18 protein-coding genes are annotated in these 14,289 nt (G+C 37.5%); 12 read left to right on the top strand and 6 right to left on the bottom strand.

Features of this window, described 5'->3' with window-relative positions:
• Nucleotides 1-31: 31 nt before the first annotated feature.
• The 3 genes from OLW01_RS03755 to OLW01_RS03745 are packed head-to-tail and all read right to left on the bottom strand — an operon-like array spanning nt 32 to nt 2,100.
• Nucleotides 32-868, bottom strand: a complete 837-nt coding sequence (locus OLW01_RS03755; protein WP_268075308.1) for a hypothetical protein — start codon at nt 866-868, stop codon at nt 32-34.
• Between the two features lie 49 nt (nt 869-917).
• Nucleotides 918-1,097 (bottom strand): hypothetical protein, encoded by a 180-nt coding sequence (locus OLW01_RS03750; protein ID WP_268075306.1) that lies wholly within the window; start codon nt 1,095-1,097, stop codon nt 918-920.
• Between the two features lie 13 nt (nt 1,098-1,110).
• A complete protein-coding gene (locus tag OLW01_RS03745; protein ID WP_268075304.1) occupies nt 1,111-2,100 on the bottom strand; it encodes a hypothetical protein in 990 nt (329 codons plus the stop codon).
• A gap of 101 nt (nt 2,101-2,201) precedes the next feature.
• On the opposite strand from OLW01_RS03745, the gene OLW01_RS03740 reads away from it, so the two are divergent.
• The 3 genes from OLW01_RS03740 to ruvX all read left to right on the top strand — a co-directional run bounded on the left by OLW01_RS03740 (nt 2,202) and on the right by ruvX (nt 4,258).
• On the top strand, nt 2,202-3,122 hold the full coding sequence (locus OLW01_RS03740; RefSeq protein WP_268075300.1) for a LysR substrate-binding domain-containing protein: 921 nt from the start codon (nt 2,202-2,204) through the stop codon (nt 3,120-3,122).
• Between the two features lie 47 nt (nt 3,123-3,169).
• Nucleotides 3,170-3,727, top strand: coding sequence for a YqgE/AlgH family protein (locus OLW01_RS03735; RefSeq protein ID WP_268075298.1), 558 nt, complete (start codon nt 3,170-3,172; stop codon nt 3,725-3,727).
• Nucleotides 3,728-3,817: 90 nt separating this feature from the next.
• Nucleotides 3,818-4,258 carry a Holliday junction resolvase RuvX gene (ruvX, locus tag OLW01_RS03730; protein ID WP_268075296.1) on the top strand — a complete coding sequence of 147 codons (441 nt, stop codon included), beginning with the start codon at nt 3,818-3,820 and terminating at the stop codon, nt 4,256-4,258.
• Nucleotides 4,259-4,260: 2 nt separating this feature from the next.
• On the opposite strand, the gene OLW01_RS03725 is transcribed toward ruvX, so the two are convergent.
• Both OLW01_RS03725 and OLW01_RS03720 read right to left on the bottom strand, forming a co-directional pair.
• Entirely contained in the window at nt 4,261-4,716 is a 456-nt protein-coding gene (locus OLW01_RS03725) for a hypothetical protein (RefSeq protein WP_268075294.1), read from the bottom strand.
• Nucleotides 4,716-5,087, bottom strand: a complete 372-nt coding sequence (locus OLW01_RS03720) for a glutathione S-transferase N-terminal domain-containing protein (protein ID WP_268075292.1) — start codon at nt 5,085-5,087, stop codon at nt 4,716-4,718. Before OLW01_RS03720 ends, OLW01_RS03725 begins: the two co-directional genes overlap by 1 nt.
• A 242-nt stretch (nt 5,088-5,329) precedes the next feature.
• On the opposite strand from OLW01_RS03720, the gene OLW01_RS03715 reads away from it, so the two are divergent.
• The 8 genes from OLW01_RS03715 (at nt 5,330) to OLW01_RS03680 (ending at nt 9,554) form a co-directional block, all read left to right on the top strand.
• Nucleotides 5,330-5,728 (top strand): acyl-CoA thioesterase, encoded by a 399-nt coding sequence (locus OLW01_RS03715; protein ID WP_268075289.1) that lies wholly within the window; start codon nt 5,330-5,332, stop codon nt 5,726-5,728.
• 28 nt (nt 5,729-5,756) lie between these two features.
• Complete coding sequence (locus OLW01_RS03710) at nt 5,757-6,176, top strand: gamma-glutamylcyclotransferase family protein (RefSeq protein WP_268075286.1); 420 nt, start codon at nt 5,757-5,759, stop codon at nt 6,174-6,176.
• 86 nt (nt 6,177-6,262) lie between these two features.
• A complete protein-coding gene (locus OLW01_RS03705) occupies nt 6,263-6,919 on the top strand; it encodes an HAD family hydrolase (RefSeq protein ID WP_268075284.1) in 657 nt (218 codons plus the stop codon).
• 147 nt (nt 6,920-7,066) lie between these two features.
• Nucleotides 7,067-7,207, top strand: coding sequence for a DUF3149 domain-containing protein (locus tag OLW01_RS03700; RefSeq protein ID WP_268075282.1), 141 nt, complete (start codon nt 7,067-7,069; stop codon nt 7,205-7,207).
• A 199-nt stretch (nt 7,208-7,406) separates the two neighbouring features.
• Nucleotides 7,407-7,817 carry a YacL family protein gene (locus OLW01_RS03695; RefSeq protein WP_268075280.1) on the top strand — a complete coding sequence of 137 codons (411 nt, stop codon included), beginning with the start codon at nt 7,407-7,409 and terminating at the stop codon, nt 7,815-7,817.
• 61 nt (nt 7,818-7,878) lie between these two features.
• Nucleotides 7,879-8,115, top strand: a complete 237-nt coding sequence (locus tag OLW01_RS03690) for a hypothetical protein (protein ID WP_268075278.1) — start codon at nt 7,879-7,881, stop codon at nt 8,113-8,115.
• A 13-nt stretch (nt 8,116-8,128) separates the two neighbouring features.
• The gene (locus OLW01_RS03685) at nt 8,129-8,545 is read left to right on the top strand and encodes a hypothetical protein (RefSeq protein ID WP_268075276.1); all 417 of its coding nucleotides are present in this window, start codon (nt 8,129-8,131) and stop codon (nt 8,543-8,545) included.
• 10 nt (nt 8,546-8,555) lie between these two features.
• Entirely contained in the window at nt 8,556-9,554 is a 999-nt protein-coding gene (locus tag OLW01_RS03680; RefSeq protein WP_268075273.1) for a hydrolase, read from the top strand.
• A gap of 291 nt (nt 9,555-9,845) precedes the next feature.
• On the opposite strand, the gene OLW01_RS03675 is transcribed toward OLW01_RS03680, so the two are convergent.
• Complete coding sequence (locus OLW01_RS03675; RefSeq protein ID WP_268075271.1) at nt 9,846-11,246, bottom strand: class II fumarate hydratase; 1,401 nt, start codon at nt 11,244-11,246, stop codon at nt 9,846-9,848.
• A gap of 271 nt (nt 11,247-11,517) precedes the next feature.
• Here OLW01_RS03675 and acnA point away from each other — a divergent pair, with 271 nt between their 5' ends.
• A complete protein-coding gene (gene acnA / locus OLW01_RS03670) occupies nt 11,518-14,241 on the top strand; it encodes an aconitate hydratase AcnA (RefSeq protein ID WP_268075269.1) in 2,724 nt (907 codons plus the stop codon).
• Nucleotides 14,242-14,289 lie beyond the last annotated feature (48 nt).

Genomic DNA, 14,289 nt, shown 5'->3' with positions numbered 1-14,289 from the left:
CTTTCAAATTAAAAAGCCAACCTAAAATAGTTTACATCGTTAATTCAATTCGCTTTAATTCCTGATCAAATAGCTGGTTAATTGCACTAATACTGTCACTAGCTAACTGAAAATAACTATCTCGATCCATGTCTATATCTTTGGTTTCAACTAACTCATGCTCTATCGCTGAACATAAATAGCGTGTACATTTACTTGCGTAAGTCACATTTTTGGCCAAATCTTCAGATAAATTTTGCTCCGATAACCTTTGGTAGAGGTTTTCTGACAAATCAGTTATTTGGTGCCTCAGTGCAATCAATTTACTTCGCTCTACACGATTAAACTGTTTTATAGTCGCCATCGCTGTGCCCAAAGCTCGCGCTTGCCCGATAAATTCAGACAATTGCAATAAATCTCGCCACAGTAGCTTATCGGGCAATGCCTCTTTGTTGGTTAAATAGTATGTATGAGCAACGTCTTCTAATAAAAACAATACACAGCCCAACAATTGAGTGTGCTGTTTAAAGTTATCGCTGGATGATAAATGAAGTGCTTTTTCTGATAAACGCTGCCAATGCTCAACATACGCTTGCCAGCGGTCGTATTGAGTTAAGTGATAAGCTTTTGAAAGCGCTGTATTTTGCCGCTGAATATCGTTTTTAAGTAACCTAAGCTGCTCCTGCGCCTTGATATCACCTAGCGTATAAACCGTGGACCAACCGCGATGTTGCTGTACCAAAACCATTAAATTTCTAACGTCAATAATGGCCTGCAAACCAATGCGTAATCTTTTTTTATCTTTTTTACGTTTAACAGAAATATAAATAACGAGCACGCTAGCCAGTATTAAACATAATGCAATCGATAAATAATGAACCCGGCTCATTGAAAACGCATACTCCTATGTATAGCTTTAAATTTAAAGTAATCGACGACTACCCATATAAAAAGAAAGCAAAATAAGCGCCAATCAGCATAAATAACCACATACATTGCGTATCGCCTTTAAATAATACATCCGGCTTGAATTGAACGCTTTGTGCTTTAACCCAAATTGCACTAACAATTTGATTAAACGCACCTTTAACGTGCAAATTAATTATCCAAAAGCGCATTTAGTGTGCAAAGTTAAGCTTGTAACTGAGTTCTGTATGGGACTAGAGCAGTGTTGCTGTAAGCTATCACAGGATCTATTTCATAGTCGATTAATGCACTTTTTAGCAAATTAAGCTCGGTTAACTTTTGCCCGTTAAACAGATTACGCTCAGCTGAAAACTCAGTGGTTAACCATAAATTATCCATCAACTCATCGTATATCGGCTGTATTTGCCTGAGTAAGTCAGCTAAGTTCGTTTTTTGTGTAACGCCGCCTTGAACAACCGCCACTGAGATAACCTTAATTTGAGAAACTAACGTTAATAGTAAAGACCAATTAAAGTTTTTGTGGCTAGCATTTATTTGAATCCCTTCTAGCGACAATATAGGTAGTAGATTATCCAACCTTGCTTTCCTGCCCTCTTCGATTAAGGTTTGAATAAAACTAGATTTAAGTATTAATTTTGGTCGTTCAACAGTTGATAATGCCTGACAAACCTTAATTAATTGTTGTTCGTATTCCAGTTGTTGATTATCGTCTGATCCCGTTAAGACCGACTCTTGTAACTGAATCCAATCGACATCCGCACTGTTTAGTTCCGTTAACAGCTGTTGATATAGCGGTACTAGTTTTTCTAAAACTGCTGCTTTGGTGCTATCTTCAATTTTCATTAAACATAGCAACTCAAGTGGCCCGATTAAATTAATCTTAAGTGACTTTTGATAAACTTTAGCTTGGGCAATATCATTTAATAAATGATTGATATTTAATTTAAATTGTGTCTTTTGAGTGATTACCGTATCTACTTGGTTAATACCAAACATGGCTAATGTGTGCGTTAATAGACAAGCTTTAGGATGATTTAAACCTTTGTTTAAATCATTGCAATTTAACGTGAGTAAATCCATCTCAGCTGCCATTTGCTGATGCCAATGAAGGTATTTAATTTGAAATGCTGAGTTTAAAACTTGCTCATTCAATGATTCCGCGGCATTTGAGTCAACCAAGCTGTGTATTTTCATATGTCTATTCGCTTAAATTATTTAACTGGATTGCACTATGTTGCAATAAACAATAAAATGAGTATATCTCAACATATTCAAAATAAAGTTGAATATAATTCATGATTGAAATTAAGCACCTTAAAACCATTAGAGCACTGGCACAAACAGGCAGTTTAGCCAAGTCAGCTCAGTGGCTACATACCACTGCATCGGCCTTGTCCCACCAGCTAAAAGAGCTAGAAAGCCGAGTAGGCAACCCTATTTATCTGCGTAAAACATCACCTATTAAGTTTACAATTGAAGGAGAACTATTACTCAAATTAGCTGACGATGTTTTACCTAAAATTTTAGATACTCAGGCTCGGATTCAAGATATACAACACCAAGATAAAGGAACACTTAGACTCGCTATTGAATGCCATAGTTGTTTTCAGTGGTTAATGCCAGCTATTAGCCAATTTCATAATGCATGGCCAATGATAGAGTTAGCTTTTGATAGTGAATATACCTTTGATGCCATGCCCGGATTAACGCAAGGTGATTTAGATTTAGTGATTACAGCGGATACATTTGAGTCAAAAAATTTTCATTTTGAACCCTTATTTAGTTTTGAGATGGTCTTAGTAACATCGCCATCTCACCCGTTGGCACAAAAAAAATTTATTACTGCAGAAGATTTAACCGATCAAACTCTGCTGACCTATCCTGTTTCACCAAGTCGCTTAGATATATTTAAATATTTATTGCTACCTGCTAATTGCCAGCCTGCTAAAATTAAAACAGTTGATCAAACATTAATGATTTTACAAATGGTCACGGCTGATTTAGGTGTTGCTGCGCTGCCGTCTTGGGCTGTGAATGAATACGAGCAACAAGGTTTAGTAAAAACCATTGCATTAACGCAATCCGGCATGCAAAGTAAGCTTTATGCTGCTATTAAATCACGTGAAAAAAACAAGGCTTATATCCGCTCATTTTTTGAAATCAGTAAAACTGTGAGTTTAAATAATCTGAAACAAGTGACACCCTTAAACGAATAAATAATCGATTAAGCCCCATTTTAAATCAAACAGCTTTTAGGATAACAATGCAAAGTTTACAAAATCATTTATTAATTGCGATGCCGTCAATGCAAGACCCTTATTTTTCGCGCAGCGTTACCTACATTTGTGAACATAATGAAAAAGGAGCGATGGGCATTATCATTAACCAACCAATGGAAATGTCAATTAGTGAATTGTTAGCGCAAGTAAGCGATGGCACTAACAATAAACACATAGATCCTGATATTCCTGTTTATGCAGGCGGTCCTGTCAGTGCTGAGCGAGGCTTTATTTTACATACACCACAAGATATTTGGAAAAGCTCATTAGAATTATCGGATGAATTAATGGTGACCACATCGAAAGATATATTAGAAGCGATTGGCGGTGAGCATCAGCCAGATAACTTTTTAATTTGTCTAGGTTACGCTGGCTGGCAAGCTGGACAATTAGAACAAGAGTTACTTGAAAACAGTTGGATTACGATCGCAGCCGATAAAGAGCTACTATTTTCTACTCCCATCCATGCGCGTTGGCAAAAAGCGACTGAAAAGTTAGGCTTTTCACCATGGCAAATGAGTGACGATATTGGCCACGCATAAATCAATTACCCTAACGTCTAACTAAAATCTAGAGGCTAAATTAGCTAGCCTTTTGTAAATAAATTGAACAACACTGTAAGTGAAACATAAATGACAAACAAAACCCCTATAGGTCAAAGGTGCGTAATGGCTTTTGATTTTGGCATGAAAAGCATTGGTGTTGCCATTGGCCAAGAAATGTCTTATTCAACCCGGTCAATGCCAGCAATTAAAGCAAGAGATGGCATACCTAATTGGGCGCTAATAGAACAACAATTAAATGATTGGAAACCCGATTTATTATTAGTGGGATTACCACTTAATATGGATGGCACCGAGCAAGATATAACACAAAGAGCTAAAAAATTTGCGAATCGTCTGCATGGCCGCTTTGGTTATCAGGTAGAAACTTGGGATGAAAGGTTAACCACAGTTGATGCAAAAGCTTATTTGTTTGAAGTGGGCGGTTATAAAAATTTAACTAAAGAAAAAATTGATTCTAAATCGGCAGAAATTATATTAATGAGTTGGTTTGAAAACTTATATGGCTAAATTTATTGAAGGCTCAACTCTCGTGTCCGCTTCGCAAACTCAAACAAAGCCGTATTAAAAACATTTGTTGAAAATGTTTTATTTTGACACAAAGTTTTAATGGCTGGTGTAAAGGCAATTATTAACTCAACTTGGTGATTTTTGAGCTGATAAATAGCCTGGAACAGCAAATTATCCTGCTTAGAATTTTTTAAACTTAAGTTAAGCGAAGTCCATTGATTGTCGCTTAACTGCTCACTTTTATGACCGTTAATTTGAATAACGTCTTGCTTTAAATGTTCGAACTCAGACAAACCGATTAATTTAAATTTATGATGAATCATTGCGAGTTCATCAGAATACCAATTGGCGGACATCCCTTGAAAATTTAACCAAGCTTCTAATTGCGTAAAGTACCGCATTAGAAGCTCATCATTGGCTATTGCTTGAGTATTCAGCCAAATAGGTAAATCATTCATTAAGCAAACCTTTGGTTTAAATAATCAATAATGTCATTAGATTCATACATCCATCGGACGGCACCTTGCTCTTCAATTTTTAAACAAGGTACTTTTACGCGACCACCACCTTGTTCTAATTCTTGTCGATAAGGTGCTTTACTCGCATCTTTGTAAGTCATGGGTAAATTAAGCTTATGAATGGTTCGACGAGTTTTAATACAAAATGGGCAGCCATAAAACTGATACAAAGCTAAATTTTTCACATCTAGATTAACTTGTTTTTGTGAGGCCTCATCTCGCTTGATACGCTTGGGGCGGGTTACAAAACTAATAAATGCGATCACTCGCCCCAAACCTTCACGTACACCTTTAATCAATAATGATTTCACATTAACCTCTTATATACTTCCAAAAAAACGAGCAGCTAATTTTAACAAGTTAACGAGATGACTTCACCTGTTATCTCTAAACACAAACAGCAAAGTAAATCATAAACAGGGAGGACATAGTCATTATTAACATTTATTATTTAAAGCAAACTATGAAATAAGTCACAATGTTATACAACCTAAACTCTGGATAACCCTTACGAGTATCCATCTGAGCGATATTGATAAAAAACGAGGAAAAAATGGGCGATATACAAGCTGAAGGCGAATTAATTTTAAGAACACAAGCCATGCCTGCAGATACCAATGCAAACGGAGATATTTTTGGTGGCTGGATTATGTCACAAATGGATATTGCCGGAGGCATGATGGCTAAAGCCGTCGCTAAAAGTCGCACTGTCACTGTTTCAGTTGATGGTATACGTTTTATCAAACCTGTCCACGTTGGAGATATTTTTAGTTGCTACGGAACTGTCAGTCACGTGGGCAATACCTCATTAAAAATCACACTAGAAGTATGGGTTGAACCTGTCCTGAGAAGCAATTTGCCATCTAAAGCAAGTTTTAAAGTATGTCAGGGTGAATTTACTTATGTAGCAGTTAACGACAACGGCGAAAAACACAAAGTAATTCGCGAATAACTTACCTAAATTTTGGTGCGGGGATGAAATGACAAATATATTTACATATGGGTCTTTGATGTACGCTCAAGTTTGGCAAAGTATTGTCAGTCAGACTTATCGTAGCACCCCTGCAAGGCTAGCCGGCTTTGCTAGATACAGTATTAAAAATCGGTCTTATCCTGCGATTATTCCCAGCCAAAATGCTCAAACTCAAGGTTTAGTTTATTATCATGTTTCAGACGCAGATATTGCTTTACTAGATAAATTTGAAGGCCAATGTTACCTGCGCCTTTCTCACCCTGTAGAATTAAATGACCAAACGTACATACAAGCCGATTGCTATATTTTGAGGCCAGAATTTGAACATCTTTTGAGTTTGAATGCGTGGTCCGTCAAAAAATTTGAACAAGATGGATTACAAACATTTTTAACTCATTATAATGGTTTTAATAAGCTCAAGAGCTAAACATTAAAATGAATATTTAAATTAAGGTTCAAAACCTAAAACCTTGAATATAAACCACTAATTAGAGGAATAAAATTACCCACCTTATGTCCAAAATATCTGATTTAAAAGCCGTTTTATTTGATATGGACGGCACTATTTTTGATAGTGAAAGTTTATATAGTCAAGCTTGGGTTGCCAGCGCGCAACACTTTAACCAGCATTTCACCCACCAAATGTATCAAGATTTTGTCGGCGTTCGTTCCGTTGAGTGCTATCAAATTGCACAAAAAATGTTTGGTGAAGATTTTGACATGACGCCTTTCATCCAGTTTTTCCGCAATTATATCAGTGCTGAAAAAGCGCAAAACATGCCAATAAAACCCGGGTTTACCGCTCTATTCGAGCGTTTAAAAAATTCTGGCCTCAAGTTAGGTTTAGTTACATCAGCACGACAGGCTTCTATTTTAGAAAATTTTGCTAATTTATCCTACTTGGCTGATTTTGACGTGGTGATTTCTGGAGATGATGTCACCCATGCCAAACCATCGCCTGAGTGTTATCAAACAGCTTGTCAAAAATTAAATATTACCCCCCAACAAGCATTAGTTTTTGAAGACTCTAACCCAGGCGCCTTAGCCGCCATAAGAGCAGGCTGCCAAACCGTTATTATTCCAGATTTATTGCCAATTGAAACACATATTGAAAAGCAGGCTTTCCGAGTGTTTGATAACTTATCGCAGGTACAACATAGTTTATTTTAAGCCCAAATTTTAATATATTGATCTAAATCAATATTAAGCGCTATTGGCATTTAGCGGATAACAAAAATTGATCTAGCTCATCTCTTAAGTAAACAAATTGGTTATTCTGTATTGAGTTTAATTAATCAAATTATATAGAGGTGAGTGATGAGCAGCTTACAAATGTTACTAGCCGATCCTGTAGTTTGGGGTTCGCTACTTGGGTTAAGTATTGTATTAGGTTTGTGCGGTTACTACGTTTGGTTATTTTTAACTAAAATTGCCCATTCAGATTCAGAGCAATGTTAACTCTAAATATGCGCAAGTTTGTATAAGATTTGCGCGTCCTTCCGTTTTCCTCACGTTTAGATCACATCTTATCTAAAAACCGCTTATTCTTTTGCCTATGCTATGTTAAATTTAGCGGTTAGAATTAATGAATACCAAAATGACTCAAGCTTTAAATTAAGATCTTGATTTGTCATTATATTGGTTGAGGTGGAATCAAGTGGAATACGACTTTTATCGCACGCCCGATGGCTATTTTGAAGCAGAGTTTTCAACTGAACAAGAATACTTTGGCCATTGGTTAACGTATCAATTAGCAACAGACAAAACACAAATTGTTGAGCTGCTTAATTTAATAACCCAATTAAAGAAACGCCAATTAAACGACCATAAAATTGCTGGCTCTGAATACAGCCTATATTTAAATCAAGATGAGGCAGTCATTCAAACCAATGCTTCACCACTTGAAAAGCCTGAACTAAAAGATCCTGAAGACGCAGCTGACGATGAAGATACTAACCAGTCAGATGATATGAGCGAGCTAGATCCTGAATCGTTGAAAAATGGATGTGGCATCGATGACTTTGAAAAAGTGGTTAAAGCTTGGCTACACTTTATTCAAAATCACTAATGTATTTTTTGCTTGTCATTATAAACCTTAAAGTGATAACGATTAATTGAGCGGTGCCTGTATGAAATTGACCAACCCAGTAAAAAGTATTTCGAAAAACTTGGATAAAAAAATCCGTGAGTCAGCCATTCAGGCGGCAAATTCTCGTATTATTCTTGCTGGGCGTAAAGCAGATGAATTAGCACCAGATGATTTAGAAGTTATCGTAAAGGAAGAAGAAGATAAAATACGTGGCCGAATAAAAGAGAAAGGCTTATTGGCGGTGGCTGCGGTACTAGGTCTAGGTTGGTGGATTTAATAGGTGGCTGCTCGTGTTTAAACCCTTATTAAGGCTCAGTATATTAGCCAGTATTTGGCTTAAATTTGGCAAACAAATTGTTCTCGGTTTGTTAATCATTATTGCACTTACCATTTTGCAATTTATTAGCCACGATATAAATGAGTATTTAAATACAACTAAGCAAACACAATATTTAGGTTATGTGCTCATAGCTAAGTGGTGTTTAATACTGGCCATCGTTGTGAGTTATTTGCTGTATATAAAATATAGCCTTAAATCCAAGCGAGCAACTAAGCTAACGCAAGCGTCTAAACAAGCCAATTCTAAACAAGCGTCGCTACCAAAAAACCGTACCAATGAACACGACCCTTTTGCGCATCTACGAGATAAGAAAAAATTACGTTCTAAAGGCGATCTTTTAATAGAAAAACAAAAACAATCAAAATAAAGAACCCTATATGATTATCGAAAGCCAGTTTAAGCCCGCTTGGTGGCTAAATAATAAGCACCTTCAAACTATATGGCAAAAAATTGAGCGCCGAAATTTATTGTGCCCTGTCATAACAGAGCAACTTGAGTTAGTCGATGGGGATTTTTTAGAAATTAACTGGACTGAGAAACCGGCGTCAAATTCAAATAAACCCATTATTGTGGTGTTACATGGGCTAGAAGGCTCTGTAAACAGTACTTATTCAAAAGGCATGATGAATGCCATTCGAGACAATGGCTGGGTTGGCTTGTTACTTCACTTTCGTTCGTGTGGTGGCAAAGCCAATCGCCTACCCCGTGCCTACCATTCAGGTGAAACTGGAGATTTGGCGTATATCTGTCAATGGCTAGAACAAAGCTACCCTTGTGCACCACTTGCAGCAGTTGGTTTTTCATTAGGGGCGAATGTATTATGTAAATACACTGGCGAAACCGGATATAACAATCCGTTTATTGCCAGTGTTGCAATTTGTCCGCCGCTTGATTTAGCCCAAAGCTGTCAATATATTCAAACTGGTAGCTCGCAAATATACCAAAAATATCTATTAGATATGCTACTGGATAATGTGGCACGTAAAACTCAGCGTATCAATTTACACCCTTATTTAAAGTTAACACCTGAACAGTTTAGATCCATTAAAAATTTATGGCAATTTGACGATTTAATTACGGCACCATTGCATGGTTTTAAAAATGCCCAAGATTATTACGAGCAATGTAGCGGTAAACAGTTTCTAAAATCAGTCAAAAAACCTTTATTAATAATTCATGCTCAGGACGACCCTTTTTTATCGCCCAAAAGTATCCCATCTAACGATGAATTAGCTGAAGCTGTTACTTTTGAGCTCAGTAAAAAAGGGGGACACGTTGGCTTTATCTCAGGTAGTACTTTATTTAAAGGCCATTATTGGTTAGAAGAACGCAGCCTAAATTATTTAAATCAATATTTAGACCCTGCGACGATGTAAACATAAGCTAGGTTCAATTAGTATCTAACCTCAACTCGGTTAGGTTAGAGACTAATTGAATTATTTAACCTCATAGCGCTGCCTGGCGCATGGTTTCAAGCGAGATTTTTTTGCGTGGGCAAGGCAAATTCACGCGTCAATAACTAGCCTCTGCTTTGGTTCCTGCGTCGCTCTACAACCCCCAACCATGGGGGTTGTATACAAATGAATTTAACGCAGTTCCTGTAAAAAAAGTCCCCGTGAAAAAAGCCGTTTGAAACATACTCATTAAACCGAGTTGAACTTATCTACTCATTTACCATGAGGTTTCGCCTGCTGAATAGGCTCTAATAATTTTTCTAACTGTTGTGGTTCTATGTCTGTCATTTCAAGTGCGACTTCAATAATACTGCGGTTTTCATGCATCGCCGTTTTTGCAATTTTAGCCGCTTTATCATAACCAATAATCGGATTTAAAGCGGTTGCTAAAATCGGATTCGCTTTGGCTTGTTGAGTCAATTTTTGCTCGTTAATCACCAAATCATTTAACGCTTTATCGGCAAAAGCTTGGCTAGCATCGGTCAATAAGGTAATTGATGTTAATAGCTTATCAGCTATTAAAGGTAGCATTACATTTAACTGAAAATTTCCAGACTGATTGGCAAGCGTGACACTGGTATCGTTTCCTATTACTTCGCTCGCCATCATAATGATAGCCTCTGGGATCACCGGGTTTACTTTTCCTGGCATAATACTCGAGCCAGGTTGCAGTGCTTTAAGTTGTAGTTCACTCAAGCCTGAATTTGGCCCTGAATTCATCCAGCGCAAATCATTAGACAATTTAATATATATAGTCGCTAATAACTTTAATTCGTTATGAGCATGTAAGCTGACATCCTGAGAACTAATTCTCGCCGCTAGATTTAAACAAGGCTTGATCTCTGTTTGGGTTAGTTGGCTTAAATGGCGGCACACTAAATTAGAAAAATTAGCATCGGCATTAATTCCTGTACCTATTGCCGTACCGCCCAATGGCAACTCGGCTAAATAAGGCAATATGGCAAGCAAGCGCTGTTTGCTTTCGGATATTTGAAATGCCCAAGTAGCAAACTCATCACCAAGTGATAAAGGCATCGCATCCATTAAATGAGTTCGTCCCGTTTTAACGATATGTTGGTAAGTACTGGCTAACTGTTCAAGTCTTTCAATAAGTTTATCTAACGATGGTATGAGTTGTTCCTTAATCGCCAACATTGACGAAAGCTGAATGCAAGCTGGAATCGTATCGTTGCTGCTTTGACCATAGTTAACTTGATCATTTGCATGTACTTTTACCACTGTGCCAGCTTTTGAAGCAAGCTGTTGCGCTAATGTCGCAATCACCTCGTTCATATTCATATTCGTGCTAGTGCCCGACCCCGTTTGAAATACATTTACCGGAAATTGGTTATGATAGTCTTGAGTAATAATTTCATCGGCAGCTTTAACAATGTATTCCGCTTGATCTGGATGAATACAATTTAACTCTGCATTCGTTTTTGCAGCTGCTTTTTTTATGAGCGCTAGCGAGCGAATGAATTGAGCTGGCATACGTCTGGTTGTAAAGTTAAAATTTTCAACGGCACGCTGCGTTTGAGCGCCATAAAGTGCATCTACGGGAATATTTAATTTACCAAAGCTATCTTCAACTTGTCGGTAGTCTTTATCATCCATTTCAAGATCCTTAACTGAATTGATATGTTGGGTTAACTTAAACTCAATTTATTTTAGCAATTCTTAATAATAACTTCTTAATAATAACTATTGGTATGCATTAGCACATTTTAAAGCCTAAACTATCATTAAGTATAATTAGGCTAACCTTGAATACTCACCGTTTGACCCTTATGCTAAATATTAAGACAAATTTTAATTAAGTCATTTAAGCTTATTAATACACGTTCAATTAAATGAACTCAAACCAGATAGCCACTAGGGAGGCAAGATGCAACAGCATTGGCGCAATATTCAACCACTTACTATCGATAAGCAAACCTATCAAGCCATTAGCTTTGATAAACTAGCAAAAGAGTATGATATCAACCGGCTTCCCTACTGTATTAAAATTTTATTAGAAAACTTACTACGTCATGAAACATCTGATTTCGTAGAATCTAGCCATATTGAAACTTTAGCTAAATGGGATACTCAAAACCCGAAACAAATTGAAATTTCGTTTGTCCCATCGCGTGTTATTTTACAAGATTTTACCGGTGTTCCAGCCATCGTAGATTTAGCCGCAATGCGTAATGCAATGGCCGATTTAAAGGGCGATCCTGAAAAAATAAATCCATTCAACCCGGTGGAGCTTGTGATTGATCACTCAATTATGGTGGATTATTTTGGTACAGATGATGCGTTTGACAAAAATACGAAAATCGAAGTAAAACGAAATGCTGAACGTTACCAGTTTTTAAAATGGGGACAAAATAACTTTAATAACTTTAAAGTTGTACCACCAGGCACAGGCATTGTACATCAAGTTAATTTAGAATATTTAGCGCGCTGTGTTTTTTCAAAAGAACAAAATAACGAACAGTGGGCGTATCCAGATACCTTAGTGGGTACTGATTCTCACACCACTATGATTAATGGTTTAGGAATATTAGGCTGGGGGGTTGGCGGTATTGAAGCTGAGGCCGCCATGTTAGGCCAACCCGTTAGTATGCTGGTCCCTAAAGTAGTCGGGTTTGAATTATCTGGAGAATTAACCGAAGGTGTAACCGCAACTGATTTAGTGCTCACAGTTACAGAGCAATTAAGAAAGCACGGCGTAGTCGGAAAGTTTGTTGAATTTTATGGTTCGGGCCTCAAGCACTTAACCACAGCTGACCGAGCAACTATTGCAAATATGGCACCAGAATACGGCGCAACCTGTGGGATATTTCCGTTAGACAAAGAGTCTACCAATTATTTACAACTTACAGGCCGTGACCAAAACCAAATAGATTTAGTTGAACAATATGCTAAGCAGCTTGGTATTTGGCATGACGAACAAACACCAAAAGCTAGCTATCATGAAACCCTAAGTTTAGATTTGACCCAAGTGGAGCCTTCAATTGCGGGGCCTAAACGACCGCAAGATAGAATCCCCCTTGCACACGCTGCTGAGCAATTTGAACTGTGGTTAGAACAGCGCATAGTCAACATAGATCAACCAGCAGAAGCAGAATTTGCAGCAGAGGGTGGTGACGAGCTAGATGCAAACCAGCCTCAAAAAGAAGATTCAGGCATTGAAGTAACATACCAAGATAACACCTTTTCGTTAGATCCTGGCGCAATCGTTATCGCTGCAATTACTAGCTGTACAAACACATCAAACCCATCTGTATTAATTACTGCTGGCTTAATGGCGCGAAAAGCAAGAGAATTAGGGATTACAACTAAACCTTGGGTTAAAACTTCGTTTGCCCCCGGCTCGCAAGTTGTAACCGAATATTTGCAAAATGCTGGTTTAATGGACGATTTAAACGCATTAGGGTTTAACTTAGTTGGCTATGGATGCACAACGTGCATAGGTAACTCAGGGCCTTTACCAGAAGAAATCAGCAACGCAATTCGAATAGCAAAACTCCCCGTATGTTCTATTTTATCTGGCAATCGAAACTTTGAAGGCAGAATTCATCCAGATACGGCTGCTAACTATTTAGCTTCGCCGCCTTTAGTTGTTGCATATGCTCTAGCAGGCAATATGAAAATTAATATTCACCAAGATCCTATTGCGTACAATCAACAAAATGATCCTGTGTACTTAAAAGATCTATGGCCAAATGAAGAAGAAGTAAAAAAATTAAGCCAAACTTTTGTTACCAACAAAATATTTAAAACTAAATATGCTGATGTTTTTGAAGGTAACCAAAGTTGGAATGACTTAAACGTATCTGACGAAAAAACATACGACTGGCCAGAATCTAGCTATATCAAACAGCCTCCATTTTTTGAAAATATTTCAGCAAATGCTAATCCCACGGAGGCAATAAATAAAGCTCGATGCTTAGTAAAAGTAGGCGATAGTATTACCACAGATCATATTTCTCCGGCTGGGGCTATTGCGCCGACAAGCCCTGCGGGTAAGTATTTAAATGATTTAGGTGTTCAAACAAAAGATTTTAATTCATATGGCTCACGCCGGGGTAATCATGAGGTCATGGTTAGAGGGACATTTGCTAACGTTCGGCTAAAAAATGAATTAGCTCCAGGAACTGAGGGCAGCTTTACATGTTATTTTCCAAGCAATGAAACCATGTCTATTTATGAGGCTGCGATGCAATATCAACAGAATAATACCCCATGTATTGTTATCGCAGGTAAAGAATATGGTACAGGTTCAAGCCGGGATTGGGCCGCTAAAGGGCCATCACTATTAGGCGTTAAAGCAGTTTTTGCCGAAAGCTACGAGCGAATACACCGTTCTAATCTAATTGGCATGGGCATACTCCCTTTACAATTTAAAGCAGGCGAAAGCGCTAACAGTCATGAATTAACAGGTAAAGAAATATTTTCTATACCTGCAGTTAAAGCAGGACAACAAGAAGTAGAAGTAACATATAGCGATGATGAAGGCGCAGCAAAATCAATTGTAATGGACATTAGAATCGATACAAATAATGAATTTAAATACTACCAAAACGGAGGAATTTTACCTTTCGTACTGAGACGCTTGCTTTAATAAAATTAGGTGTATAATTATAGATACAGGATGATAAAAACATACCAT

The organism is Catenovulum adriaticum, assembly GCF_026725475.1.
Classification (GTDB): Bacteria; Pseudomonadota; Gammaproteobacteria; order Enterobacterales; family Alteromonadaceae; genus Catenovulum; species Catenovulum adriaticum.
The sequence above is the reverse complement of the archived record's forward strand: the minus strand, read 5'-3'. Positions and strand labels throughout refer to the sequence as shown.

Coding starts and splice junctions, on each gene's coding strand:
- OLW01_RS03755 (WP_268075308.1), bottom strand. CDS start 868: ATGAGCCGGGTTCATTATTTATCGATTGCATTATGTTTAATACTGGCT.
- OLW01_RS03750 (WP_268075306.1), bottom strand. CDS start 1,097: ATGCGCTTTTGGATAATTAATTTGCACGTTAAAGGTGCGTTTAATCAA.
- OLW01_RS03745 (WP_268075304.1), bottom strand. CDS start 2,100: ATGAAAATACACAGCTTGGTTGACTCAAATGCCGCGGAATCATTGAAT.
- OLW01_RS03740 (WP_268075300.1), top strand. CDS start 2,202: ATGATTGAAATTAAGCACCTTAAAACCATTAGAGCACTGGCACAAACA.
- OLW01_RS03735 (WP_268075298.1), top strand. CDS start 3,170: ATGCAAAGTTTACAAAATCATTTATTAATTGCGATGCCGTCAATGCAA.
- ruvX (WP_268075296.1), top strand. CDS start 3,818: ATGACAAACAAAACCCCTATAGGTCAAAGGTGCGTAATGGCTTTTGAT.
- OLW01_RS03725 (WP_268075294.1), bottom strand. CDS start 4,716: ATGAATGATTTACCTATTTGGCTGAATACTCAAGCAATAGCCAATGAT.
- OLW01_RS03715 (WP_268075289.1), top strand. CDS start 5,330: ATGGGCGATATACAAGCTGAAGGCGAATTAATTTTAAGAACACAAGCC.
- OLW01_RS03710 (WP_268075286.1), top strand. CDS start 5,757: ATGACAAATATATTTACATATGGGTCTTTGATGTACGCTCAAGTTTGG.
- OLW01_RS03705 (WP_268075284.1), top strand. CDS start 6,263: ATGTCCAAAATATCTGATTTAAAAGCCGTTTTATTTGATATGGACGGC.
- OLW01_RS03700 (WP_268075282.1), top strand. CDS start 7,067: ATGAGCAGCTTACAAATGTTACTAGCCGATCCTGTAGTTTGGGGTTCG.
- OLW01_RS03690 (WP_268075278.1), top strand. CDS start 7,879: ATGAAATTGACCAACCCAGTAAAAAGTATTTCGAAAAACTTGGATAAA.
- OLW01_RS03680 (WP_268075273.1), top strand. CDS start 8,556: ATGATTATCGAAAGCCAGTTTAAGCCCGCTTGGTGGCTAAATAATAAG.
- OLW01_RS03675 (WP_268075271.1), bottom strand. CDS start 11,246: ATGGATGATAAAGACTACCGACAAGTTGAAGATAGCTTTGGTAAATTA.
- acnA (WP_268075269.1), top strand. CDS start 11,518: ATGCAACAGCATTGGCGCAATATTCAACCACTTACTATCGATAAGCAA.